The sequence below is a fragment of the Mesorhizobium liriopis genome, from assembly GCF_024053505.1.
In the GTDB taxonomy this organism is placed as follows: domain Bacteria; phylum Pseudomonadota; class Alphaproteobacteria; order Rhizobiales; family Rhizobiaceae; genus Mesorhizobium_B; species Mesorhizobium_B liriopis.
This window is the reverse complement of record NZ_JAMXQS010000006.1, coordinates 12590-34059: the sequence shown is the minus strand read 5'-3', so window position 1 is coordinate 34059 and position 21470 is coordinate 12590. Positions and strand designations below refer to the sequence as shown.

Below are 21470 nucleotides of genomic sequence, written 5' to 3'. Positions count from 1 at the left end.
GAGGGATTAAGAGATGCCGCCGCGCGATGCAATCGCCGACGGCATCTCCAAAAGCTTAGAAGCGCGTGGACATGCCGAACGAGAAGTTCTCTTCCTCGTCGCTGTCTTCCTTCTTGATCGCCTTCACGTAATCGACGCGCAGCGGACCGAACGGCGAGGACCAGATCAGGCCGGCGCCGACCGAAGCGCGCAGCTGCGAGTCGACCGACACGAACTCGTCGCCCGAACGCACATCGTTGCCGTAAAGCGTCGCCGCGTCGGCGAAGATCGCACCCTTCAGGCCGAAGCTCTCGGGGATATAGGGCAGCGGGAACTGGGCTTCAGCCGAAGCGCTGAAGTAGGTCGTGCCGCCCACATGATCGAAGTCGCCGTCCTCGGTCACCGCCGCCGGACCGAACTCGCCACCCTTGAAGCCACGGATGATGCGGTCATTGCCACGGAACTGGTCGAACACGCGAAGGTCCTTGTCGCCATAGCTGGCGACGTAACCTGCACCACCCGTCAGCAAACCGACAACGTCGAACTCTTCCGAGAGCGTGTGGTAAAGCGTACCGCGTGTCGTGAACTTCACCCACTGCGCGTCGCCACCGAGACCGGCGGCTTCGACGGTGCCGGTGATGTAGAGGCCCGAGTGCGGGTTCTTCAAATCGTCGATCGTATTGTAGAGCAAGCTCGCCGAAACCGACGACTTCGTCCACGGGCTGTCTTCGACCGCGTTGAAGATGGCGCGCGACACGTCACCATCGCAGAAATCGGTGGGATCGTTATCGTCGTCGTCGCAATCGTCCAGATCGTACTCTTCGCGCACGATGTTGTAGGCGAGCTGCGTCGAGAGCGCCTGCGTGATCGGCAGACCGAAGCGGATGGTGGCACCCGTGGACTCTGAATCGTAGCGGCGATACTCGCGGGTCGAGTGGTACACGTCGAAGCCCGCCGAAATGCGGCGACCGAGGAAGTAGGGCTCGGTGAACGACACGCGATAATCACGCGAGTCCTTGCCGCCACCTGCCGCGAAGCGGATGAACTGGCCACGACCGAGGAAGTTGCGCTCGGCGATCGAGCCTTCCACCGTCGGACCCGACGAGTCGCCGCCCGTGGTGTAACCCGCGCCGATATTGAACTCGCCGGTCGACTTCTCGACCACGTCCACCACCAGCACGACCTGATCGGCTTCCGAACCCGGCGCGGTCGAAACTTCGACCGACTCGAAGAAGTTCAGCGCCTCGAGGCGCTTCTTCGCACGCTGGATCAGGACCTGATTGAACGCATCGCCTTCCGAAACATCGAACTCGCGACGGATCACATAGTCACGCGTACGGCTGTTGCCACGGATTTCGATGCGCTCGACATAGGTGCGCGGACCCTGGTCGATGGCATAGACGACGTTGATCGTATGGTTCTCGAAATTGCGGTCGCCACGCGGGGTCACCTGCGCGAAGGCGTAGCCGAGACCGGCCACGCGCTCGGTCAGAGCGACGATCGAGTTTTCGATCTTCTCGGCCGAATAGACATTGCCTTCGCTCGTCTGCAGCGCGCTGCGCAGCGAGTCGCCATTGACTTCGGGGATCGAGCTTTCAACCGAGATATTGCCGAACGTATAGCGCTGGCCTTCTTCGACTGTGATGTTGATCGTGTACTCGTTGGTCGCCTCGTTGAGGTCGGCCGAAGACGACACCACCTGGAAATCGGCATAGCCGCGATTGAAGTAGAAGCGGCGCAGGGCCTCTTCATCGGCGCGCAGACGCTGCTCGTCATACACGTCGTCGCGGAACAGGAAGGACAGGAAGTTCGAGCGCTTGATCGTGATCACTTCCGAAAGGCGACGGTCGCTGAACGCCTCGTTGCCGATGAAGTTGATCGACGCGATCTTGGTGCGGTCGCCTTCGTTGATCTCATAGACCACGTTCACACGATTCTCGCCGAGGTCGATGGTGCGGCCGGTGATGGTCGCATCGTCACGACCGACGCGGCGATAGGCTTCGCGCAGGGTCTCGACGTCGGCGTCGAGCTGCGACTGCGAGAAGGTGCCGCGCGGCTTCAGCTGAACGCCCTGGCTCAGCTGCGCGTCCTTGATCTTCTTGTTGCCCTGGAACAGGACCTGGTTGACGACCTTGTATTCCGACACCTCGACCACCAGTGTCGAGCCGCGCTGGTTCACGCTCACATCGGAGAACAGGCCGGTCGCGAACAGGCGCTTGGTCGCCTCGTCAACGTCGCCGGAAGAGAAGTTCTGACCGGGGCGGATGCCGACATAGTCACGGATCGTGGAGGCCTCGACGCGCTGGTTGCCCCGCACGTCGATATTGCTCACCACGGCCGCATGGGCAGCGGTCACGCTCGCCAGCCCAACAGCACCAACGCCGGCCACGGTCACACCGGCCGACAACGCCACCGCCGAAACGGCGCTCAACAAACTCGAAGATGCCTTCATAGGCCCATGTAACCTTTTCTCGAAGTCCCCACGGCGAGAAATCCGGACGTCTCGGCCCAAACTAGGCCTCACGTCTTACTGAAGTTTTCCCTACACGCAAGGTTTCTGGTTAACTTGCGCTTACCAGCACCCCTGACCGTGGCATTCTCGACACGCCCACGCACCATCATGGTGAACAGACGGCTAATGCCGCCGTGGACGTCCCTCCCTCACTCAACACCCGAACAGATCATTCCAGAACACGAAACCCATGAAGCCCAGAACGAGCATGAATCCGACTCGGTAGACCGCCTCCATAGCACGTTCGGAGACCGGTCGTCCCTTTACGGCTTCCACCGCATAGAAAGCCAGATGCCCCCCGTCGAGTGGTGGGATCGGCAACAGGTTCAGGATGCCGATACCCACAGAAAGCAGCGCAACGAGTTGCACCAACCACTCGAATCCAAGCGCGGCCGCCTTGCCCGCCATGTCGGCGATTCGCACCGGGCCGCCCAGTTGGCAGCGATCCTCGCGCCCCACCACGAAGCGGCTTAGGAACTGTCCGGTCCGCTCGACCACATGCCACGTCTCGCGCACGGCTTCGGTCACGGCAGACGCGGGCGAATACTCTATCAGGCGCGGCTGGCCGACTTCCTGGCTGTTCACGACGCCGATCACGGCGATCTTCACATCGTTGCCCAGCGCATCCTTTTGCGCACTGAGTTCCGGCGTCGCCGTCAGCGTCACCTCCCGGTCGCCGCGCGCCACCAAGAACGGAATGGCGTCGCCCGCCCGCCCGCTGACGATCCGCTGCACATCGCCGAAATTGGTGATCTTCGCGCCATCGACCCGCAGGAAGCGGTCGCCCGGCTGAAAACCCGCAACCGCCGCCGGGCTGTTCGGGCGCACCTCGGCCACCACCGGCTCCAGCACGTAACGGCCATAAAGACCGAACATCACCGCGAACACGGCAATCGTCAGGATGAAATTGAAGGCCGGTCCCGCAAACACCGTCAGCGCCCGCTTCCACACGGGCTGCGTATGGAACGCCACGCGGCGTTCTTCCTCGCTGAGGCTCGCGACTTGCGAGGGATCGGGCGCGCTCGTCGCGTTCATGTCACCGACGAACTTCACATAGCCACCGAGCGGCACGGCGCACAGTTTCCAACGCGTCCCGCGCCGGTCGTTGAAGCCGATCAGCTCGGGCCCGAAGCCAATGGAGAAAGCCTGTACGCCGATCCCGCACCAGCGCCCGACAAGGTAGTGGCCCATCTCGTGCACGAACACGACCACCGTCAGCACGAAAAGAAACGGCACAAGGGTGCCGAGCAGGATGCCCTCTAGGCCGAACACGGATGAAAACACGTCGCTCAAAAGCTGAAATCCGAAAACATGATGCGAAACGCGCCTTTAGCAGAGGCAGCGTGAACAAGGCGGAAGCGTGGCTGAGTGCCAGCGCACGCCACTAAACCGGAAAAAGCCAGCGAGCAGGCGCGTCGAACTCACCCACGAGCCCACCAATCAGCCAGAACGCCAGCGCGGCCACGATCAAGCCATCCACCCGATCCATCACGCCGCCATGGCCAGGGATGAGATGGCTGGAATCCTTCACCCCGCGCCGCCGCTTGACCCAGGATTCGAAGAGATCGCCCATCTGAGAGATGACGGAGACGATGAGAAGAACAAGGACCAGTCGCACGTCGATGGCGACCCCGCAGAGATAGCCGACGAAAAGCGCGGCAAGCGTGCCGCCGACCGCTCCGCCGACCGAGCCGCTCCACGTCTTTCCCGGCGAGATGGCCGGCGCCAGCTTCGGCCCGCCCAGGCTGCGTCCGACGAAATAGGCGAACGTGTCGGTGCCCCAAACCAGCGCGTAAAGCACCAGCACGGCCGCGAGCCCAGCGAACTCATGGCCACGCAAAAGCGCCAGCGGCAGGGCTGCAACCAGCGCGTAGATCCCACCAGCCACGATCCAGGCCTCGCGGTCGAAAAGCGTCGCGACGAGCATGACTGCCACCGCACCGGCGACGATGAAGGAGAGATACGGCGTCTCGATCACCAGTGCGAGCAGCGCCACGGCCAGCGCTATCGCCGCCAGCACCTGCGCCCGCCGATCGCAGATGGCACGCGTCATGGCCGCCCACTCATAGAAGACGAGCGCGCCGATCAGCGCACAGAACAGCTGGAACCAGAACCCGCCCGCCCAGGTCGCGGCAATCGCCAGCGCGCCCAGAACGATGGCGGAGATGACGCGAAGCTGCAGATTGCTGCGGACACGCGGTGAAGAGGGTGTGTCTCTTGGCCCCGCCGTCACGACGCGGCCGCATCCTGGGCGACGAGCCCGCCGAAGCGCCGCTCGCGCCGGCCATAAATCTCGATCGCCTCGCGCAGGTCGCGCTCGGAAAAGTCGGGCCAATAGCAGGGCAGAAACGCGAATTCGCTATAGGCCGCCTGCCAAAGCAGGAAGTTCGACAGCCGCATTTCGCCGCTCGTGCGGATCACCAGATCAGGGTCGGGGATTTCCGCCGTATCCATGAACGCGGCGAACCTTTCATGCGTCAGCGTGTCAGCCGTCATCAGTCCCTGCGCGGAAGCCTGCGCGACCTTCTTCACCGCACGGATGATCTCGTCGCGCCCGCCATAATTGAACGCGATCACGAGCTTGAGCAGGCGGTTGTTCGCCGTCAGCGCTTCCGCTTCTTCGAGCAGATGCCGGATGTCGCTCGGCACGCCTTCCCGGTCGCCGATCACCCGGATCCGCACGCCCTGCGCATGAAGGTCGGCCAGATCGCGTCGGATGAAGAGCTTGAGCAGCCCCATCAGCCCGCTCACCTCGGGCTCCGGCCGCGACCAGTTCTCGGAGGAAAACGCGTAGACCGTCAGCCACTCGATGCCGAGGTCGCCGGCAGCGCGAACGGTCCGGCGCAGCGCTTCCACGCCCGCGCGATGGCCCGCCAGGCGCGGTAGGCCTCGCGCCTTCGCCCAGCGTCCGTTTCCGTCCATGATAATGGCGACATGCGATGGGCTGGTCATTTCCCGCTTCCCGGCCCGCTCGGTGGAGCGGTTTAAACCTGCATGATCTCCGCTTCCTTGCCGCTCAGCGCGCTTTCGATCGACGAGATGGTCTCATCCGTCATCTTCTGCACGCGCTCGGAATGGATGCGCGAATCGTCCTGGCTCAATGAGCCATCCTTTTCGGCTTTTTTCAGTTGCTCCATCCCGTCACGCCGAACATGGCGTGCCGCGACGCGAGCTTGCTCCGCATATTGATGCGCAATCTTCACCAATTCCTTGCGGCGCTGCTCGTTGAGTTCGGGCAGCGGAATGCGCAGCGTGGTGCCGTCTACGATCGGGTTGAAGCCGAGATTGGATTCGCGGATCGCACGGTCCACCGCGCCCACCATCTGCTTGTCCCAGACGGACACCGAGATCATGCGCGGCTCGGGCACGGAAACAGTCGCCACCGCGTTCAGCGGCATGGTGCTGCCATAGGCGGCGACCTGCACCGGGTCGAGCAGGTTGCTCGAGGCACGGCCGGTGCGAAGCGAAGCCAGATCGTTCTTGAACGAGGTCAAGGCGCCGTCCATGCGACGCTGAACATCCTTGAAGTCGATACCGTCCGTGCTCATCGAGAAATCTCCTGTCTGCTCGTCGCGCGGTCAGGCGTCGGAAACGACCGTGCGTTTCCCTCCGCCACGCAGGATCTCGCCCAGCCCACCCGCTTCCTGGATGGAATAGACGATGATCGGAATTCGGTTTTCGCGCGCAAGCGCGATCGCAGCGGTATCCATGATAGCGAGGCCCTGCGCAAGCACCTCGTCATGGGTAATGCGGTCGTAACGCACGGCATTCGCATCCTTTTTCGGATCGGCCGAATAAACGCCGTCCACCTGCGTCGCCTTGAACAGCGCGCCGGCGCCGATCTCGGCCGCGCGAAGGGCTGCCGCCGTGTCGGTCGTGAAGAAGGGATTGCCCGTGCCGCCGGCAAACAGAACCACGCGGCCCGCATCGAGATAGGCCGTCGCCTTGCGCTGCGAGAAGCTCTCGCAAAGAGCGGGCATCGCGATGGCCGACAGCACCACCGCATCCACGTCGATCTTGTGAAGCGAGGTGCGCAGCGCCAGCGAATTGATGACGGTGGCGAGCATGCCCATGTGGTCGCCCGTCACGCGGTCGCCGCCCTTGGAAGCCACAGCCACGCCGCGAAAGATGTTGCCGCCACCCACCACGACGCCGACATCCACGCCCATCGCGCGTGCTTCGGCGATGTCGGACGCGATGCGGTCGGCGACGGACACGTCGATACCGAACCCCTGGCCGCCCATCAGGGCTTCGCCCGAGGCCTTCAACAGGACACGGCGGTAAACTGGCTTCTCCGACATCGGGGCTCCATCGCTAAGACGCAAAACTAAGGGCTGAGCCGGCGCGAGTTCTCGCGCAGCGAAACGGCGGATACACGAAGGGCGCCGCGATGTCACGCGGCGCCCTCCTCGTTGAAGCGAAGTGCTTGCGCTTACTTCTTCACGGCTGCCGCGACTTCCGCAGCGAAATCAGACTCTTCCTTCTCGATGCCCTCGCCCAGCGCGAAGCGCACGAAACCGGAAATCTTCGCCGGCGCACCGATTTCCTTCTCGGCTTCCTTGAGCGCCTTTTCGACGGTCAGGTCGGGGTTGAGCACGAAAGCCTGCTTCACCAGCACGACTTCCTCGTAGAACTTGCGCAAACGGCCTTCCACCATCTTCTCGATGATGTTCTCCGGCTTGCCCGACTGGCGCGCCTGATCGGAGAAGATCGCCTTCTCGCGCTCGACGGCCGCCGGATCGAGATCGGTCTCGTTCAGCGAAAGCGGGTTGGTCGCGGCCACATGCATCGCAACCTGACGCGCGAAGTTACGCGCGGCTTCCGCGTCGCCAGCGGTCTCGATCGCCACCAGCACGCCCAGCTTGCCGAGGTTCTCGCCGACGCTGTTGTGCACATAGGTCGCCACCGCGCCCTGGCTGACTTCGAGCAGCTTCGAACGGCGGAAGCTCAGATTCTCGCCGATCGTGCCGACCGCATCCTTGATGGTCTCGGTCACCGACTTCGTTCCACCCGGATAGCGGCCCTCGGCCACAGCATCCGTCGAGCCGTCCGTCTCGAGCGCCACCTGCGCCACATTGCGCACGATCTGCTGGAACGCGTCGTTGCGGGCCACGAAATCCGTCTCGGAATTGACCTCGACGACGACCGCCTTGTTGCCTTCCGACGCGACGCCGATCAGGCCTTCGGCCGCCGTGCGGCCGGCCTTCTTGTCGGCCTTGGCGATGCCCTTCTTGCGCAGCCAGTCGATGGCGGCTTCCATGTCGCCATTGGTTTCGCCGAGCGCGGCCTTGCAATCCATCATGCCCGCGCCGGTGGCTTCGCGGAGTTCTTTTACCTGTGCAGCCGAGATGCTCATCTCATCCTCTTGTCAGTATCTTGAAACAGGTCGGGCGCACCGTTTGATGAACGATGCGCCCGACACGAATGTGACCGGTCAGGCCGAAACCGCCCGACCGGATATGAAAAACGCGATCAGGCCGACTGCTGAACTTCGGTGTTGGCCTCGGCAGCGTCAGCCGCCGGAGCCTCAGCGGCAGGAGCCTCCTCGAGCGCCGGCTCGATCGGAGCCTCTTCGGCCGCGCCGATGTCGTAGCCCGACGAACCCTGCTGGCGGGCGATGCCGTCAACGGCGGCGCGCGCGATCAGGTCGCAATAGAGCTGGATGGCGCGCGCGGCGTCGTCGTTGCCCGGGATCGGATAGTCGATGCCGTCCGGATCGCAGTTCGAATCGATGATCGCGACGACCGGAATGCCGAGACGCTTGGCTTCCTGGATGGCGATCGCTTCCTTGTTGGTGTCAATCACGAACATCAGGTCAGGCGTCGAGCCCATGTCCTTGATGCCGCCGAGAGCCTTGTTCAGCTTCTCGCGCTCGCGGTCGAGATTCAGGCGTTCCTTCTTGGTGAAGCCCGAGCCTTCCTCGCCCAGCGTCTGGTCAAGCTTGCGGAGACGTGCGATCGAGTTCGAGATCGTCTTCCAGTTGGTCAGCATGCCGCCGAGCCAACGCGAATTCACGTAATACTGCGCCGAGCGCTGCGCAGCGTCGGCGATGATGTCCGAAGCCTGGCGCTTGGTGCCGACGAAGAGCACACGACCGCCACGGGCCACGGTGTCGGACACCACCTTGAGCGCCTGATGCAGGAGCGGCACGCTCTGGCTGAGGTCGATGACGTGGATGTTGTTGCGCGCGCCGTAGATGTAGGGCGCCATCTTCGGGTTCCAGCGGTGGGTCTGGTGGCCGAAATGCGCACCGGCTTCCAAAAGCTGGCGCATGGTGAAATCTGGCAGAGCCATTAGTCAGTTTCCTTTCCGGTTGAGCCTCCACGGACCATCGGCACCGAGAGGAATTCCCGGATGCCACCGGAGGTCTCGGCCGGATGTCTCCCGGAAACCGAAACCAAAGCCCGTGTGTGGAATAGCCGCGCATATAAGCGGCAAAGCGCCGTCACGCAAGCCTTTGCGCGCAGGCGGAGCTATCGAAGGTGAACGACCTTACTTCGGCTTGTCGCAGGCAGCCGTCGAAGGCTTAAGCAGCGAGAAGTTCACGAGCTTCCCTTTCATCGAGAAGTCGCCGTAATCCATCACGAGATCGCGCGTCACGCCGTTCTCGTGCAGCTTGAAGCTGGTGCGATATTCCGGCAGCCCCTCGCCATCGTTCTTGCCGGTGTCGAAATAGGCGATCTCGACGGGCCAATACTGGTCCTTGGCGAGCCCGGGCGCCGCCGGCAGCTCTGGGTCGTCGCTCGGCGCGGCCGTCTTCTTGCCCACCACGACGGTCGTCGTCATCACCTTGTCGGCGTCGTCCGAGCCGTCGAACAGGCTCGTTTCGTAGAAGGTCTCGCCCTTCTCGGCCTTGTCGATCATCTCCATCAGATGCCGCGTCGGGAACTGAGACTTCGCCAGCGAAAGGCTCTGCGCGGATGGCTGCTGGATTTCAACGTCGAGCTTGTCCGGCTCCACCTTGGCCTCGCCGCGGATCTCCTTGTCGAGCGCCTGATCCACGAACGACTTCGTGACGAATCGGAACGAGTTGCCGTCGCCGCCCTCGAAGGTCGTGGTCTGCTGGTCGGTCACGCGCGAGCTGTCATTCGTGGCGATCTGCGTCACGAACCGAAAGGTCACCGTGTAGCCTTCGCACTCGTTGCCGTTGAACTCATAGACCATGCGGCCTTGAAGCCCGGTGATCCCCGAACGGTCGGTTGCCTGATCGAGCACGAGGTCGTAAACCGCGCGATGCGGCACGAGCAGCGGCGCGGCGAAGGCTGAACCCAGCCCGGCCACCGAGGCCAACAAGGTTGTCACGAGCCGCAACTTGAACATCGATCAACTCCATGGCGGCCAACGCTGATCGCCGCTTCGGGTGATCGAACATACCGGAAGCGGTGGCGGAAGCGAGGCGAAAAACGCAGCTCCGATGCCGCACATCAGAGCAGGACGGCACCGATGGCAGGACAGGCAGAACAGAAGCTTCAGGCACAAGGCATCACACTGCCCGCAGTGGCAGCACCCGCCGCCAACTATGTGCCCTACACGCGCACCGGCAACCTCATCTTCACCTCGGGCCAGCTGCCTTTCGTCAACGACAAGCTCGAAACCACCGGCATTGTCGGCCGTGACGTTTCGCCGGAAGACGCCAAGGCCGCCGCGCGCCTTTGTGCCATCAACATCCTGGCCATCGCCAAGGCCGAGCTCGGCGATCTCGACAAGATCAAGCGCATCGTGAAGATCACCGCCTTCATCGCCTCCGATCCAAGCTTCACCAGCCAGTCGGTCGTCGCCAACGGTGCATCGGATTTCCTGGTCGAAGTGCTCGGCGAAGAAAAGGGGAAGCACGCCCGCTCCGCCATCGGCATGGCCGCGCTTCCCCTGAACGCGCCGGTCGAGGTCGAAGCGGTCATCGAGGTAGCCGAGTAAGAGACTGTTCGGGAATTCATCGATGGAGGGCCAGCGCAGCGAAAGAACCGCTGGCCCGACCCGAGAACATTTTCAGAGAGTCCCTGAGGCAGATATCCATGGCCGATATTTCCTGGCTGACCCATCGCCCCATCGCCCATCGCGGGCTGCATGACGGCAACCAGCAATGCTGGGAAAACACGCTTTCCGCCTTCGAGCGCGCAGCACATCGCGGTTACGCCATCGAATGCGACGTCCATCTCTCGCTCGATGGCATCCCCGTCGTCTTCCATGATGACGGTTTGACCCGCCTCACCGGCGAGGACGGCTATGTCTGGCAGCGAACCGCCGCCGAGCTTCAGGCGCTGAAGGTCGGCGGCACGCATGACCACGTGCCGACGCTCGCCGAGATGCTGAGGCTGGTAGCCGGCCGCGTGCCGCTCGTGATCGAGATCAAGGGCATTCCCGGTCACGACGACGGCCTCGTCGCCCGCGTCGCCGAACAGCTCGCTCTCTATGAGGGCCAGGTCGCGATCATGTCCTTCGACCACTGGATCATCCGCCGCTTCCCGCTCGACGCCGCCGGCATCCCTGCTGGGCTCACCGCTTATGGCAGTAGCGAAGGGTTGATCGAAGCCCACTTCTCCATGCTCGCCCATGGCATATCTTTCGTGTCCTACGAGGTGGCGGCCCTGCCCAACCGCTTCGTCTCATTCGTGCGCGAAAGGCTGCAGATGCCGGTGATCACGTGGACGGTCCGCGACGAGGCTGCGGTGAGCCAAACCCAGGCCCATGCGGACCAGATGACCTTCGAAGGCTTCGAGCCGGAGTTCGCCGCTCTTGCCTGAGACGCCTGACGCGCTCGTGCGCGTCGTTTCGAGCATCACGGACTTTTCGCCGGCGGAGTGGAGCAGCCTCGCCGGCACCACGCGCGGCGAGCCCGGCTACAACCCTTTCCTGTCGCGCGAATTCCTGCTCAGCCTCGAAGATTCCGGCTGCGCCACCGCCCGCACCGGCTGGCAGGGCAATCACCTCCGGCTGGAATCGTCCGACGGCAAGCTTCTCGGCGCCGTGCCCGGCTACCTCAAATCCCACAGCCAAGGCGAATATGTCTTCGACCATGGCTGGGCCGACGCGCTGGAGCGCGCGGGCGGTGACTATTACCCCAAGCTCCAGGTCTCCGTCCCCTTCACCCCCGCCACCGGTCCCCGTCTGCTGGCCCCCGCCGATGCACCCGAGCGCAAACCCGTCCTCGCCGCCGCCCTCCGTGCCGTCGCCGAAAAGCTCAACATTTCCTCCGCTCACGTCACCTTTGCCACCGACGAAGACATGGCCGCTCTTGAAAGCGCGGATTTTCTCCGCCGCATCGACCAGCAGTTCCACTTCTTCAACGACGGCTACGCATCCTACGACGACTTCCTCGCCACCCTCTCCTCGCGCAAGCGCAAGGGGCTGAAGAAGGAGCGCCGCGAAGCCCTTTCGTCCGGGATCACGGTCGAATGGCTGACGGGCAAGAATCTCACGGAATCCGCGTGGGATGCCTTCTTCGCCTTCTACATGGACACCGGCTCCCGCAAATGGGGCCGCCCCTATCTCAACCGCCGCTTCTTCTCGCTGATCGGCGAGCGCATGGCCGACGACATCCTGCTCGTCATGGCCAGGCGCGAGGGTCGTTACATCGCAGGCGCCATCAACTTCATCGGCGCGGACACGTTGTTCGGCCGCAACTGGGGCTGCGTCGAGGACCACCCCTTCCTGCATTTCGAGGTCTGCTACCATCAGGCCATCGATTTCGCGATCGAGCGCAAGCTGCGCGTGGTTGAAGCCGGCGCGCAGGGCGAGCACAAGCTGGCGCGCGGCTACCAGCCGGTGGAAACGCAGTCAGCGCATTATTTCACCCATCCCGGCCTGCGCCGCGCCGTGGCAGACTATCTGCGGCAGGAATCGCGACAGGTCGAAATGGCCGGCGCCTATTACGCCGAACATGCCCCGTTCAGGAAAGACGCGAAGGACAGCGACGATGGCGGACTATGACAAGAGCAACGTGTTCGCCAAGATCCTGCGCGGCGAGCTTCCCGCCCAAAAGCTCTACGAAGACGAGCACACCTTCGCCTTCATGGACATCATGCCCCGCGGCAGAGGCCACTGCCTCGTCATCCCCAAGGCGCCAGCGCGCAACATCCTCGACGTGGCGCCCGACAGCCTCGCGCATGTTGCGGTCACCACGCAGAAACTCGCCCGTGCCGTCGTAAAGGCCTTCGATGCCGATGGCGTCACCGTTCAGCAATTCAATGAGTCCGCGGGCGGGCAGGTGGTGTTCCACCTCCACGTCCACATCATACCGCGCTTCGAAGGCGTGCCCCTTTCGCCGCCCACGACCGAGATGGAGAAGCCCGACGTGCTCGCACGGAACGCCGAACTCATCATCGGCGCACTCGGCTTCTAATTCAGCAGAATTCCTATGAGCAGGACCGCCTCGGCAATGACGATGCCGACCAGCACGCGCTTGCCGAGAACGAGGTAGGCCGCAAACCCCGCCGCCGCCGCGCCGATTCGCAAAAGCAGCGGCACATCCGCCAGCGCGCCGCTCGGAAACACGATCTGGTTGCCGATCACACCGGCCACCAGCGCGGTCGCCAGCGTCCGCACCATCACCAGCGCCTCCGAATCCGGGTCGATCCGGCTGCCGAAATGGACGCCGAGAAAGCGCCAGATATCCGTCGCGAAACTTCCGGCGACGAGGATGAACAGATACGGCCAGAGCGGATGGCTGAACGCGTCGAACGTCATGCGCCTCTGCGGCCCTGCTGCCAACGCTGCAATCCGTAAGCCAGCGCGCCACCGACAAGCCCCGACACCAGGAGGTCGGCCTGCGGCACCAGCACGTGGCAGATGGGCCCGAGCACCAGCCCAAGCAGCATCGCATAGGCGCCCGCGATCTCCCGCGCCGAGCCCCAGAGCGAAGTCAGGAAATACATCGGCGTCAGAAACAGCAGCAGCGCGGAGAGTGTGGGCGGCAGCTCCTTCGCCAGCGGATGCACCACTGCGACCACCGCGAGGTTCATCACCATCAGCATCGCCGCCAGGCCAGCATAGAAGCTCGTGCGCTGCTCGCGCGGGATGTCCGGAAACCTCTGAAACGACATCACCCAGGAGGTGACGGCGATGAAGTGCGACAGGAAGTAGAGCGTCACGCGGCGCGTTTTCGCGTCCCGCATCTCCGGCACCAGCGCCACCACCATCGGCATCAGCCGCACTGCGGAAAGCGCCACCGCCAGAGCGGTCGCAGGCAGTGACAGCCCGTTCTGCACCGAGCCCACCAGCACCACCATCGAGGGCAGCGCCCAGATCGTCAGCACCGTGAAAAGCGTCTGCGCGAGCGTGAAGCCCGCCGCGTTAGCCAGCCCTGCGAAACCGACAAAGGCGGCAAGCAGGATGAAGCCGGGCACAGAAAGCGCCGCGCGGCAGCCCGCGCGGAACCAGGATAGATGTGATTCTGGGGAAAGCGGCATGGGCCTCGTCCTTAGCGGACCAGAGCCCGAAAAGAAAAGGAGCGGCCCGAAGGCCGCCCCCCTGTTTCGTCAGTTCTTGCGCGGAAGCTGCGGAACGAGGCTGCGCTTGCCCCCTTCTTTGCCGCCCTCGCCACCACCGGCATCGTCCTCGCCATCATCTCGCTTGGACGACTTGCGGGTCGGGCTCTTGCGCGCCTGCGGCTCGCCTTCCGGCTCTTCCTTCTTCGGCTTCACCGGCACTTCGCCGGCGATCGATTCCAGATGCAGCCCGGTTTCGCCGGACTCCTTCTTTTCCACCGTCACCTTCACGGTGCCGCCGTTCTTGAGCCGTCCGAACAGCACCTCTTCCGCCAACGGCTTCTTGATGTGCTCCTGGATGACCCGGCCCAGCGGACGCGCGCCCATGCGCTCGTCATAGCCCTTGTCGGCCAGCCACGCGATGGCCTCGGGTGCAAGGTCGAAGGTCACGCCACGCTCGGAAAGCTGGGCTTCGAGCTGGAGCACGAACTTCTGCACCACCTGATGGATCACCGGAACCGGCAGCGGACCGAACGGAATGATCGCATCCAGACGGTTGCGGAATTCCGGCGTGAACAGGCGGTTGATCGCCTCCTCGTCGTCGCCCGTGCGCCTGGACGAGCCGAAGCCGATCGCGGCACGCTGCATCTCGGAGGCACCCGCATTCGTGGTCATGATCAGGATCACGTTGCGGAAGTCGATCTGCTTGCCGTTGTGGTCGGTCAGCTTGCCGTGGTCCATCACCTGCAACAGGATGTTGAACAGGTCCGGATGCGCCTTCTCGACCTCGTCGAGCAAGAGCACGCAGTGCGGATGCTGGTCCACGCCATCCGTCAGCAGGCCGCCCTGGTCGAAGCCGACATAGCCGGGAGGCGCGCCGATCAGGCGGCTCACGGTATGGCGCTCCATATACTCCGACATGTCGAAGCGCAGGAGTTCCACCCCGAGCGAGGCCGCCAGCTGCTTCGCCACCTCCGTCTTGCCGACGCCGGTCGGGCCGGAGAACAGGTAGGAGCCGATCGGCTTGTCCGGCTCGCGCAGCCCGGCGCGGGCCAGCTTGATCGCCGAGGTCAGTGCAGTGATGGCCGTGTCCTGGCCATAGACCACGCGCTTCAGCTCGCTTTCGAGATTGGCCAGCACCTGCTCGTCGTCGGCCGAAACGGTCTTCGGCGGAATGCGCGCCATCGTGGCGATCGTCGCTTCGATCTCCTTCACGCTGATCGTCTTCTTCCGCTTGTTCTCGGGCAGAAGCATCTGCGAGGCGCCGGTCTCGTCGATCACGTCGATGGCCTTGTCCGGCAGCTTGCGGTCGTTGATGTAACGCGCCGAAAGCTCCACGGCGGCCTTGATGGCATCCGAGCTGTACTTCACCTTGTGGAACTCTTCGAAGTACGGCTTGAGCCCCTTCATGATCTCGATGGCGTCATCGACCGAAGGCTCGTTCACGTCGATCTTCTGGAAGCGCCGCACCAGCGCGCGGTCCTTCTCGAAGAACTGGCGATACTCCTTGTAGGTCGTCGAACCGATGCAACGGATCGCACCCGAAGACAGGGCTGGCTTCAGGAGGTTCGAAGCATCCATCGCGCCGCCCGACGTCGCACCCGCACCGATCACGGTGTGGATCTCGTCGATGAACAGCACCGCGCCTGGATACTCCTCGAGCTCCTTCACGACCTGCTTGAGCCGCTCCTCGAAGTCGCCGCGATAGCGCGTGCCGGCAAGCAGTGTGCCCATGTCGAGCGAGAAGATCGTCGCGTCCTGCAGAACCTCGGGCACGTCCTTCTCGACGATGCGCTTAGCGAGGCCTTCGGCGATGGCCGTCTTGCCCACGCCGGGATCGCCCACGTAAAGCGGGTTGTTCTTGGAGCGGCGGCACAGCACCTGGATCGTACGGTTGACCTCGTTCATGCGCCCGATCAGCGGATCGATGCGGCCCGACTTGGCCTTCTGGTTGAGGTTGACGCAGTAGGCCGAAAGCGCGTCCTGCGGCTTCTTCTTGTTGTCCTCGCCGTCCTGCGCACCGTTCTGCAGCGGCTCGTCGTCGGACCCACGCGGGCTCCGCGCCTCGCTCGCGCCGGCCCGCTTGGCGATGCCGTGGCTGATATAGTTGACCGCGTCATAGCGGGTCATCTGCTGCTCTTGCAGGAAGTAGGCGGCATGGCTTTCGCGCTCCGCGAAGATCGCGACGAGCACATTGGCGCCGGACACTTCCTCGCGGCCGGATGACTGCACATGGATCACCGCGCGCTGGATCACGCGCTGGAAACCGGCGGTCGGCTTCGAGTCCTCGTCATAGCCGGTAACGAGATTGTCGAGCTCGGTGTCGATATAGGTCAGCACCGTGCGCTTGAGTTCACTGAGATCGACATTGCAGGCGCGCATCACCGCGGCCGCGTCGGTGTCGTCGATCAGCGCCAGGAGCAGGTGCTCCAGCGTGGCATATTCGTGATGGCGCTCATTGGCCAATGTGAGCGCCTGGTGGAGGGCCTTCTCAAGGCCTGGAGAGAATGCGGGCATTCAGGACCTCACTTCTTTTCCATCACGCATTGAAGCGGATGTTGGTTTTCGCGGGCAAAATCCATCACCTGCGAGACCTTGGTTTCCGCGATCTCGTAGGTGTAGACGCCGCATTCTCCGACGCCATGATGATGGACGTGGAGCATGATCCGGGTCGCTGCTTCCTTGTCTTTCTGGAAGAACCGTTCGAGCACGTGAACGACGAAGTCCATGGGAGTGTAGTCGTCGTTCAGAATGAGCACGCGATAGAGACTTGGCTTCTTGGTGCGAGTTTGGGTTCGCGTGATCACGGCGGTGCCGCGACCCGTGCCATTGTTCTTCTCGCCCTCGCCCGCCATCCGCGCATCTCGCGCGTGGAGGGCCGTCCTGCTCTTCAAGTTCCGTGTCCTTCCGTTGGCCAAACCTTCAGCCTCAACCCAGCGAGGATGTAGGTGTTCGCACGCCGATTGTAAGCCCTTCGCGGCGGCGCACAATACGGCTCTAAGCCCCTTCCGCTGTGATTTCCGCTTTTCGTGAACGAGAGCGGCGAGAGCGTGAGCCGGTCGAATCCGAGCGGAAAAATGAACAATCGAGAAACCATAAACCGAATGGTAACGCGCCACCCATAGCGTGATGCCAAGGAAGCACACCGCGCGGTGCTGCTCGCCATCAGAAGAATAAAAAGGAAGACGCTGTGCGACAGGTGTTGGCTGGTCTTTTCGGTAAGACCGTCCGTACGATCTCCACGACCGTTCCCGCAGTTCTCGTTGCAGTGTCGGTGATGAGCGCCGGTGCCGCCGACGCTGCCCCCAGGAAGAAGGCCCCTGCCAACAATCCGCGCTATGCCGCGATCGTGGTGGACGCCAACACAGGCAAGACGCTCTTCGCCGAAAATGCCGATGGTCAGCGCTTCCCGGCATCGCTGACGAAGATGATGACGCTCTACCTCACTTTCGAGGCGATGAAGGCCGGCAAGCTCTCGAAGGATTCGCGCGTCGTCTTCTCGGCCCACGCCGCCGGCATGTCTCCGACCAAGATCGGCGTGCCCGCCGGCAAGTCGGTTTCCGTCGAGACCGCGATTCTTTCGCTCGTCACCAAATCCGCCAACGATGCCGCAGCCGCTCTCGGCGAAACGCTCGGCGGCTCCGAAGACCGCTTCGCCGTCATGATGACGCAGAAGGCTCGCCGTCTCGGCATGAGCTCGACCGTGTTCCGCAACGCGTCCGGCCTGCCCAACATGGAGCAGCACACCACGGCACGCGACATGGCGACCCTCGGTCTGGCCCTGCGTGCTCATTTCCCCGAATATTACGATTACTTCTCCACGCCGTCCTTCACGCTCGGCCGCCAGCGCATGCCCAACCACAACAAGCTCCTGGGCCGCATCAAGGGCGTGGACGGCATCAAGACCGGTTACACCAACGCGTCCGGCTTCAACCTCGTCTCGTCTGTCGTGGATGGAAACCGCAAGATCGTCGCCGTCGTGATGGGCGGTGCGACGGGGCGTTCGCGCGACGACCAGATGGCGCGCCTGATCACGAAATATCTGCCCGAAGCCTCGACCAAGGGCGGCACGCTCGTCGCCTCGGCCAGCGCCACGCCGCTCAAGGCCTTCGCCGACGCCGTCCTGCCCCACACCGATATCCCGATGCCGCAACCGCGCCACGAGATCGAGGTCGCCTCCGCCGACATGGACGCCGACGACATCGTGGCCGCCGCAGCCGTGGAAGAGGAAGTGGATACCCAGGTTCTGACCACGCCGAAATCCGGCCGCGTCCTCCGCAGCGCTCCCGCCGCGAAAACCCTTGCCATGCCCAAGCAGGCGCCGGCCCCCCTCGCCTTTGCGCGCCAGAAGCCGTCATCGGCCGTTGAGCATGTGGATCAGATCGCCACCGCTTCCGTGACACAGTCCGGCTGGGTGATTCAGGTCGCATCGTCCGCCAGCGAGCGCGAAGCGCGGGCGCTGCTCGATGCCACCACCGCCAAGGCACCGAACGTCCTATCAGCGGCCTCGCCCTTCACCGTTGCCTTCAACAAGGGCGGCAGCACTTTTTATCGCGCGCGCTACAGCGGCTTCGACACCAAGACCGCCGCATGGGACGCCTGCGCGGCACTCAAGAAGCAGCGCGTGTCCTGCTACGCCATCGAGCAGTAAGCACTCTGCTCGCCACCACTCCCGGTTTTGTTCTGTTGCGTCGAAGGGGTTGAGAGATGATTCAGGAGAAAGACGTTCTGGGCTATATCGACCCGCGCCGTAAGCTGGCGCGCGCGAACGATACGCGGTCCCAGATGCTGCATCAGGCAGCCATGGGCCTCGCGGATTTCCGCCAGAACACCCCGCGCTTCAAGACCAGGGATCTGGTCAACCTGCTGCTCGCCCACGGCGCGCGCTCCTGGCGCTCGTCGATGCCCGCCACGGTCGTCCGCCTTCGCGTCTATGCGCCGGACGGCAGGGCCGCCATCATGCTGAACATGGAATAAGCGTCAGAGAAGTCCGAGTTCAGTCAGTTCCCGCCGCAGGTGATGCGGCATTTCCAGAAGCGCCGCGCGGTCTCCCCCGATATCCGCCGGCGCTTCATGCGTTATCAGATATCGCCATCCCTGAAATGGCCGCTTCGGCACGAGGTCGGTCCGGATCACCTCAGGGTGCAGGACCAGATGGCAGCGCCCGATGCCTTCGCCGTCCGTGAACGGCCGTACATCCACCAGCCGCTGCCGGCACTGCACCATTCCCTTGATCACCCAGTAAAGCGAGCCGCCATCCAGAAGCTCGTCCTTGCGCACCGGCACCATGCGGGTCGTATGGAACTGCTCCACCGGCTCGCCCGCCGCACGGCGCGCGTCGAGCCGTGACTGGATCCAGCCTTCCAGATCCTCGACGGATTCGCAGCCGACGCAAAGCTTGATCATGTTGAGCATGGGCCGACCTCTACTCCGCTCATTGCACCGGTCAAGCGCCCCATCCCACAACTGCGCTTGAACGACCGGGCAAAAGAAAAGGGGCCTTTCGGCCCCTTCTCACACATTCGGTGCTGAAACGGCTTATGCCGCTTCGGCCTCTTCCGCGGTCTCTGCTTCGACGCGCGCGCGGTCGGCCGCACCCTTGGCCGAGGTGTCGCGATCGACGAACTCGATCACCGCGATCGGCGCATTGTCGCCATGGCGGAAGCCCGCCTTCATGATGCGCAGGTAACCGCCGTTGCGGCTCGCATAGCGGGGCGCGATCGTGTCGAACAGACGGCCGACCAGAGCCTCGTTGCGGATCTGCGAGATCGCCTGACGGCGGGCATGCAGGTCGCCGCGCTTGCCGAGCGTGACCAGCTTCTCGACGATCGGACGCAGGTCCTTCGCCTTCGGCAGGGTCGTGACGATCTGCTCATGCTCGATCAGCGAAGCCGCGAGGTTCGCGAAGAGCGACTTACGATGGCTGACGGAGCGGCTGAGCCGACGGCCCCTCTTTCCGTGACGCATTGTTTTTCTCCTTCAAGTCCCGCCGGCTAGAACCGCGCGAGTTTGGTTCTGCCGGGCGGGGCCGGCTCAATATTGATCTTCGTAACGCTTGGCGAGGTCGTCGATGTTCTCCGGCGGCCAGTCCGGCACTTCCATGCCGAGATGCAGACCCATGGAGGCCAGGACTTCCTTGATCTCGTTGAGCGACTTGCGGCCGAAATTCGGCGTGCGCAGCATTTCGCCTTCGCTCTTCTGGATCAGGTCGCCGATATAGACGATGTTGTCGTTCTTCAGGCAGTTGGCCGAACGGACCGAAAGCTCCAGCTCGTCCACCTTCTTGAGCAGCGCCGGGTTGAAGGCGAGCTCCGCGACCTGCTCCGACGGCTGCTCCTTGGTCGGCTCGTCGAAGTTGACGAACAGGCCGAGCTGATCCTGCAGGATGCGCGCGGCATAGGCCACGGCGTCCTCGCCGGTGATCGAACCGTTGGTCTCGATGGTCATGGTCAGCTTGTCGTAGTCGAGAACCTGGCCCTCACGGGTGTTCTCGACCTTGTACGAAACCTTCTTGACCGGCGAGTAGAGCGAGTCGACCGGAATCAGCCCGATCGGCGCGTCTTCGGCGCGGTTGCGGTCGGCGGGCACATAGCCCTTGCCGTTGTCCACGGTGAACTCCATGCGGATCTCCGCGCCCTCGTCGAGCGTGCAGATCACGTGGTCGGGGTTCAGGATCTCGACATCGCCCACGGTCTGGATGTCACCGGCGGTGACGGTGCCCGGACCCTGCTTGCGCACGACCATGCGCTTCGGACCGTCGCCTTCCATACGGATGGCGATTTCCTTGATGTTGAGAACGATGTCCGTCACGTCCTCGCGGACGCCAGCAATCGATGAGAACTCATGCAGCACGCCGTCGATCTGCACGGCGGTCACCGCCGCGCCGCGAAGCGACGAGAGCAGCACGCGGCGCAGGGCGTTGCCGAGCGTCAGGCCGAAGCCACGCTCGAGCGGCTCGGCGACGAGCGTCGTCAGCGTCTTGTTCTTGGAGGAGAAATCGATCTTGTTGGGCTTGATCAATTCCTGCCAGTTTTTCTGGATCATGTATTTTCCTTCCATTCGCCGCCACTATCCAATCGTGACGGCCGATCGGTGGAAGCTGCGAGAAGACCGCGAGTGAGCGTTCGGGCAGCTTTTCGTGAAAACGTCAGACGCGGCGCTTCTTGCGCGGGCGGCAACCATTGTGCGGAATGGGGGTGACGTCACGAATTGAGGTAATGGTGAAGCCTGCCGCCTGCAAGGCGCGCAGCGCGGACTCGCGGCCCGAGCCGGGACCCGACACTTCCACCTCGAGCTGGCGCATGCCGTGCTCCTGAGCCTTGCGCGCCACGTCCTCGGCCGCAACCTGAGCTGCGAACGGCGTGGACTTGCGCGAGCCCTTGAAGCCCTGCGCACCAGCCGACGACCAGGCAATCGCATTGCCCTGCGCGTCGGTGATGGTGATCATCGTGTTGTTGAAGGTCGAGTTCACGTGGGCGGTGCCCGACGAGATGTTCTTGCGCTCGCGGCGGCGAACGCGTGTGGCTTCCTTGGCCATGGTCTTGTCCTTTGATCTC

The 21470-nt window shown here is 63.5% G+C and carries 23 protein-coding genes; 6 read left to right on the top strand and 17 right to left on the bottom strand.

All coding sequences use genetic code 11. From position 1 onward, the window contains the following. Positions 1 to 55 precede the first annotated feature (55 nt). The 9 genes from bamA to NGM99_RS12255 form a co-directional block, all read right to left on the bottom strand. Positions 56 to 2431, bottom strand: a complete 2376-nt coding sequence (gene bamA, locus NGM99_RS12295; protein ID WP_252819321.1) for an outer membrane protein assembly factor BamA — start codon at positions 2429 to 2431, stop codon at positions 56 to 58. A gap of 213 nt (positions 2432 to 2644) precedes the next feature. Then, positions 2645 to 3784 carry an RIP metalloprotease RseP gene (rseP, locus tag NGM99_RS12290; protein ID WP_252819319.1) on the bottom strand — a complete coding sequence of 380 codons (1140 nt, stop codon included), beginning with the start codon at positions 3782 to 3784 and terminating at the stop codon, positions 2645 to 2647. A 91-nt stretch (positions 3785 to 3875) separates the two neighbouring features. After that, complete coding sequence (locus tag NGM99_RS12285; protein ID WP_252819318.1) at positions 3876 to 4724, bottom strand: phosphatidate cytidylyltransferase; 849 nt, start codon at positions 4722 to 4724, stop codon at positions 3876 to 3878. Beyond that, positions 4721 to 5443, bottom strand: a complete 723-nt coding sequence (locus tag NGM99_RS12280) for an isoprenyl transferase (RefSeq protein WP_252819316.1) — start codon at positions 5441 to 5443, stop codon at positions 4721 to 4723. The genes NGM99_RS12285 and NGM99_RS12280 overlap by 4 nt, the downstream gene beginning before the upstream one ends. Positions 5444 to 5475: 32 nt before the next feature. Then, positions 5476 to 6039 (bottom strand): ribosome recycling factor, encoded by a 564-nt coding sequence (frr, locus tag NGM99_RS12275; RefSeq protein WP_252819313.1) that lies wholly within the window; start codon positions 6037 to 6039, stop codon positions 5476 to 5478. Between the two features lie 30 nt (positions 6040 to 6069). Then, positions 6070 to 6792, bottom strand: coding sequence for a UMP kinase (gene pyrH, locus NGM99_RS12270; RefSeq protein WP_252819312.1), 723 nt, complete (start codon positions 6790 to 6792; stop codon positions 6070 to 6072). Positions 6793 to 6923: 131 nt separating this feature from the next. Next, on the bottom strand, positions 6924 to 7847 hold the full coding sequence (tsf, locus tag NGM99_RS12265; RefSeq protein WP_252819310.1) for a translation elongation factor Ts: 924 nt from the start codon (positions 7845 to 7847) through the stop codon (positions 6924 to 6926). Positions 7848 to 7963: 116 nt separating this feature from the next. Next, complete coding sequence (gene rpsB, locus NGM99_RS12260) at positions 7964 to 8785, bottom strand: 30S ribosomal protein S2 (protein WP_252819308.1); 822 nt, start codon at positions 8783 to 8785, stop codon at positions 7964 to 7966. 198 nt (positions 8786 to 8983) lie between these two features. Next, complete coding sequence (locus NGM99_RS12255) at positions 8984 to 9811, bottom strand: cell envelope integrity EipB family protein (protein WP_252819306.1); 828 nt, start codon at positions 9809 to 9811, stop codon at positions 8984 to 8986. Between the two features lie 123 nt (positions 9812 to 9934). Between NGM99_RS12255 and NGM99_RS12250 the strand changes: the two genes are divergently transcribed. The 4 genes from NGM99_RS12250 (at position 9935) to NGM99_RS12235 (ending at position 12830) form a co-directional block, all read left to right on the top strand. Continuing rightward, positions 9935 to 10405, top strand: a complete 471-nt coding sequence (locus NGM99_RS12250; protein WP_252819304.1) for a RidA family protein — start codon at positions 9935 to 9937, stop codon at positions 10403 to 10405. A 98-nt stretch (positions 10406 to 10503) separates the two neighbouring features. Beyond that, complete coding sequence (locus tag NGM99_RS12245; RefSeq protein WP_252819302.1) at positions 10504 to 11232, top strand: glycerophosphodiester phosphodiesterase; 729 nt, start codon at positions 10504 to 10506, stop codon at positions 11230 to 11232. Positions 11233 to 11248: 16 nt separating this feature from the next. Then, entirely contained in the window at positions 11249 to 12418 is a 1170-nt protein-coding gene (locus NGM99_RS12240) for a GNAT family N-acetyltransferase (RefSeq protein WP_252820030.1), read from the top strand. Then, positions 12405 to 12830: an HIT family protein gene (locus NGM99_RS12235; protein WP_252819301.1), complete on the top strand. Its 426-nt coding sequence runs from the start codon at positions 12405 to 12407 to the stop codon at positions 12828 to 12830. Before NGM99_RS12240 ends, NGM99_RS12235 begins: the two co-directional genes overlap by 14 nt. Here NGM99_RS12235 and NGM99_RS12230 read toward each other — a convergent pair. The 4 genes from NGM99_RS12230 to clpS all read right to left on the bottom strand — a co-directional run bounded on the left by NGM99_RS12230 (position 12827) and on the right by clpS (position 16769). Continuing rightward, entirely contained in the window at positions 12827 to 13174 is a 348-nt protein-coding gene (locus tag NGM99_RS12230) for an AzlD domain-containing protein (RefSeq protein ID WP_252819299.1), read from the bottom strand. The genes NGM99_RS12235 and NGM99_RS12230 overlap by 4 nt on opposite strands. After that, positions 13171 to 13896: an AzlC family ABC transporter permease gene (locus tag NGM99_RS12225; protein WP_252819297.1), complete on the bottom strand. Its 726-nt coding sequence runs from the start codon at positions 13894 to 13896 to the stop codon at positions 13171 to 13173. The genes NGM99_RS12230 and NGM99_RS12225 overlap by 4 nt, the downstream gene beginning before the upstream one ends. A 69-nt stretch (positions 13897 to 13965) precedes the next feature. Beyond that, positions 13966 to 16431: an ATP-dependent Clp protease ATP-binding subunit ClpA gene (gene clpA, locus NGM99_RS12220; protein ID WP_252819296.1), complete on the bottom strand. Its 2466-nt coding sequence runs from the start codon at positions 16429 to 16431 to the stop codon at positions 13966 to 13968. An 8-nt stretch (positions 16432 to 16439) separates the two neighbouring features. Further along, positions 16440 to 16769 (bottom strand): ATP-dependent Clp protease adapter ClpS, encoded by a 330-nt coding sequence (gene clpS, locus NGM99_RS12215; protein WP_252820028.1) that lies wholly within the window; start codon positions 16767 to 16769, stop codon positions 16440 to 16442. Positions 16770 to 17104: 335 nt separating this feature from the next. Between clpS and NGM99_RS12210 the strand changes: the two genes are divergently transcribed. Both NGM99_RS12210 and NGM99_RS12205 read left to right on the top strand, forming a co-directional pair. Continuing rightward, positions 17105 to 18565, top strand: coding sequence for a D-alanyl-D-alanine carboxypeptidase (locus NGM99_RS12210; RefSeq protein WP_252819294.1), 1461 nt, complete (start codon positions 17105 to 17107; stop codon positions 18563 to 18565). A 56-nt stretch (positions 18566 to 18621) separates the two neighbouring features. Continuing rightward, on the top strand, positions 18622 to 18891 hold the full coding sequence (locus NGM99_RS12205; RefSeq protein ID WP_252819293.1) for a hypothetical protein: 270 nt from the start codon (positions 18622 to 18624) through the stop codon (positions 18889 to 18891). Between the two features lie 3 nt (positions 18892 to 18894). Here NGM99_RS12205 and NGM99_RS12200 read toward each other — a convergent pair whose 3' ends face one another. The 4 genes from NGM99_RS12200 to rpsK all read right to left on the bottom strand — a co-directional run bounded on the left by NGM99_RS12200 (position 18895) and on the right by rpsK (position 21451). Further along, on the bottom strand, positions 18895 to 19329 hold the full coding sequence (locus NGM99_RS12200) for a DUF1489 family protein (RefSeq protein WP_252819291.1): 435 nt from the start codon (positions 19327 to 19329) through the stop codon (positions 18895 to 18897). Between the two features lie 123 nt (positions 19330 to 19452). After that, complete coding sequence (gene rplQ / locus NGM99_RS12195; protein ID WP_252819289.1) at positions 19453 to 19881, bottom strand: 50S ribosomal protein L17; 429 nt, start codon at positions 19879 to 19881, stop codon at positions 19453 to 19455. A 66-nt stretch (positions 19882 to 19947) separates the two neighbouring features. Then, positions 19948 to 20958, bottom strand: a complete 1011-nt coding sequence (locus tag NGM99_RS12190; RefSeq protein ID WP_252819287.1) for a DNA-directed RNA polymerase subunit alpha — start codon at positions 20956 to 20958, stop codon at positions 19948 to 19950. A gap of 103 nt (positions 20959 to 21061) precedes the next feature. After that, positions 21062 to 21451: a 30S ribosomal protein S11 gene (gene rpsK / locus NGM99_RS12185; RefSeq protein ID WP_252819286.1), complete on the bottom strand. Its 390-nt coding sequence runs from the start codon at positions 21449 to 21451 to the stop codon at positions 21062 to 21064. Positions 21452 to 21470: the final 19 nt, after the last annotated feature.